The 3,512-nt window shown below is 77.8% G+C and carries 1 protein-coding gene; it reads right to left on the reverse strand.

What is annotated here, in order from left to right:
* Positions 1-3,512, reverse strand: a 3,512-nt coding sequence (locus BG452_RS31610; RefSeq protein WP_188307787.1) for a type I polyketide synthase, incomplete at both ends; no start/stop codon positions are given.

Below are 3,512 nucleotides of genomic sequence, written 5' to 3' on the forward strand. Positions count from 1 at the left end.
GCCGGCGCGGGGACCGTGACCGGCTCGGGCGCGGCCGCCGGCAGCAGCCCGTCCCGGACGGCGGGCTCCAGCCGGCCGGCGATCAGCCCCGCCAGCCGGGCCGGCGTGTCCGCCGCCTCGAACAGTTCGCGCATCGAGATCCGCACCCGGAACGCGCGCTCCAGGTCCCGGATCATGTTGATCATCCCGAGCGAGTCGGCGCCCAGGTCGAAGAAGGGGTCGTCGGCGCCGACCGCCTCCTCGTCATGGCCCAGCTGCCGGGCCGTCTGTTCCAGTACCCGGCGCAGCACGGCCTCCTCGGCGAGCTGTTCGGGGCTCGCGACGGGTACCGGGGCGACGGGCTCCGGGGCGGCCGGTGCCGGGGCGGTCTGCTGGGGCGGCGGTGCCTGGTGCATGGCGGGGTCCTCGGTGGTCGGCCGGTCGGGGGCGGTGAACCAGTGGCGGCGGCGCTGGAAGACGGTGGTCGGCAGGGGCACCCGGCGGGCCGGGCCGTCCGGCCAGTCGCGGGCGGCGGCGAAGCGCGCCCAGTCGATCGGGACGCCGTGGGACCACAGCGCGGCGGCCGCGGCGTCGAACTGCGGCTCCTGGGGTGCGCCGCGTCGGGCGCCGGCCACGAAGTGGCGGTGCGGCAGCTCCCGGCGGCCCATGCCGGTGAGCGTCGGGTGCGGGCCGAGCTCCAGGAAGAGCTCGTGGCCCTGGCCGTCCAGGGCGGCCAGCACCAGGTCGAAGCGCGCGCACTCCCTGGTCTGCCGGACGAAGTAGTCGGGCGTGGGCACGGTGCCGGGGGCCAGCACCTCGCCGCCCAGGTTGCTCACCAGCGGTACGGTCAGCGGCCGCAGGCGCAGCCGGGCGAGCTGCTCGCGGAACGGTTCGAGCACCGGGTCGAGCAGTCGGGAGTGGAACGCCCGGTCGGTGGTGAGGCGTTCGGTGCGCACGCCCTCGGCGGCCAGGGCGGTCTCCGCGGCCGCGATCTCCTCCGGCGGGCCGGCCAGCACGCACTGGCCGGCGCCGTTGACCACGGCCGGCTCCACCCCGGGCAGCCGGTCGGCGAGTGCGGCGAGCCGCTGCGGACCGGCCATCACCGCCGTCATGGCGCCGGGCCCGGTCGCCCGGTGCATCAGCCGGCCGCGCAGCGCGGTGAGGAACATCCCGTCGGCGAGGTCGAGTGCGCCGGCCGCGTGGAAGGCCGCGTACTCGCCGGCGCTGTGCCCGGCGACCGCGGCCGGGCGGAGCCCGAGTTCCTGCCAGAGCCTCAGGTAGGCCGCTTGCAGGGCGAACAGCGCGGGCTGCGCGGCCTCGGTGGTCCAGGCGTCGTCGGCGCCCTGGGGCACGGCGTCGAGCAGCAGCGGCAGCAGCGGTTCGTCCCAGGCCTCGCGGTGCAGCCGGTCGCACTCCTCCAGGACGGCCCGGAACACCGGGAAGGCGCGGTGGAGTTCGGCGGCCATGCCCCGGTACTGGGCGCCCTGGCCGGTGAAGAGCAGCACCGGCTGGACGTCGCCGCGCCGGGCCTCGCGGCGGCCCGGTACGGCTCCGGTGGTGCGGCCCGCCGGGGCCGGGCCCACGTGGGCTTCCAGGCCGCGGCGCAGCTCCTCGGGGCCGGCTCCGGTGACGGCGAGGCGGTGGCGCAGCGCCCGGCGGCCGCCGCCCAGGGTGAGCGGCAGGTCGCCGGGGGCGGGCGCGGGCCCGGTGGCGAGGCGGTCGCGGAGCAGGCGGGCCAGGTCGGCCAGGCCCTGCTCGGTGCGGGCGGACAGCGGCAGCACGGTCGGAGCCTGCCGGGGGCCGGGGCCGTCGGTGCCACGGGGTGCGGCCGTCGCGGGCGCCTCCTCCAGCACCAGGTGGGCGTTGGTGCCGCCGACGCCCAGCGCGCTGACCCCGGCCCGGCGCGGGGTGGGGCCGGCCGGCCAGTCGTGGCGCTGGGCGGAGAGCCGGAACGGGCTTCCGGTCAGCTCCAGCGCGGGGTTGGGGCGGCTGAAGCCGACCAGCGGCGGGATGGTGCCGTGCCGGAGCACCAGCAGGGCCTTGATCAGCCCGGCCATTCCGGCGCAGGTGTCCAGGTGGCCGATGTTGGGCTTGACCGAGCCGAGCGAGCAGAAGTCGGCGGCCTGGGTCCGGGCGCGGAACGCCTGGGCCAGCGCCCGGAACTCGATCGGGTCGCCCAGCGGGGTGCCGGTGCCGTGCGCCTCGATGTAGCCGACGCTCTCGGCCGGCACCCCGGCGAGGTCGAGGGCCCGGCCGACCACCGCCGCCTGGCCGTCCACGCTGGGCGCGGTGTAGCCGACCTTCTGCCCGCCGTCGTTGTTGACGGCCGAGGCGAGGATCACGCCGTGCACGGTGTCGCCGTCCGCCAGTGCCCGGTCCAGGCGCTTGAGCAGGACGGCCGCGACCCCGTTGCCGCCGACGGTGCCGGCGGCCGCCGCGTCGAAGGCCCGGCAGACGCCGTCGGGGGCGAGGATCGACCCCTCCTGGTAGCGGTAGCCGGCGGCCTGCGGGATGTGCAGGGCGGCGGCCCCGGCCAGGGCCAGGTCGCAGTCCCCGGCCAGCAGCGACTGCGCCGCCAGGTGCACCGCGACCAGCGAGGTGGAGCAGGCGGTCTGCACGCCGATCGCCGGGCCGGTCAGGCCCAGCCGGTAGGCGACCCGGGTGGCGGCGAAGTCGGCCTGGTTGCCGATTGCGGTCTGCAGCGCGGGCACCGGCTCGGCCGGGTCGACGGTGGCGGCCAGGGTGTGCTGGTAGTAGGTGCGCAGCGCGTACAGGGTCATCCCGGTGCCCGCGAAGACGCCGACCCGGCGGTGCGGGTCGGGCGCGTCGTAGCCGCCGTCCTCCAGGGCCTGCCGGCAGATCTCCAGCAGCAGGCGCTGCTGGGGGTCCATCAGCGCGGCCTCGGTGCCGCTGATGCCGAAGGCCTCGGCGTCGAACCGGTCGGTGTCGGGCAGCGCCCCGGTCACCGGGACGTAGTCGGGGTGGCGGTACTCCTCGGGGCGCAGGCCGGCCGCCGCCAGCTCCTCCTCGGTGAACCGGGTGGTGCTGCGGACCCCGTCGACGATGTTGCGCCAGTACTGCTCGGGGGTGTCGGCGCCGGGGAAGCGCAGGGCCAGGCCGACGATGGCCACCCGGCGGTCGTCGGGGCTGCCGGCCACGGGGGCTGCCGTGGGCGCGGCGGACACGGCGGGCGCCTCGGCCAGGTGGGCGATCAGGGCGTCCACGGTCGGGTGTCGGAACAGTTCGGTGGGCGAAGGGGGCGTCGGCAGCACCGCGCTCAGCGCGCCGTGCACCCGCATCAACTGCAGTGAACCGATGCCGAGTTCGACCAGCGGGCGGGCCGGGTCGAGCGGGGCGTCGAGGACCGCCTCGAAGGCGTCCAGGACGGTCCGGCGCAGCTCCGCGACGGCGGGGGCGGCGGCTCCGGCCGGTTCACCAGGGGCGGGCGCGGGCCGCCCCTCGGCCGGACGGCCGGCGGCCACCTCCGGGACCGGCCGGGGCGCGGTGGCCAGCAGGCGGCGGCGCGCGGCGGG

It is taken from the genome of Streptomyces sp. CBMA123, assembly GCF_014596465.1.
Classification (GTDB): Bacteria; Actinomycetota; Actinomycetes; order Streptomycetales; family Streptomycetaceae; genus Kitasatospora.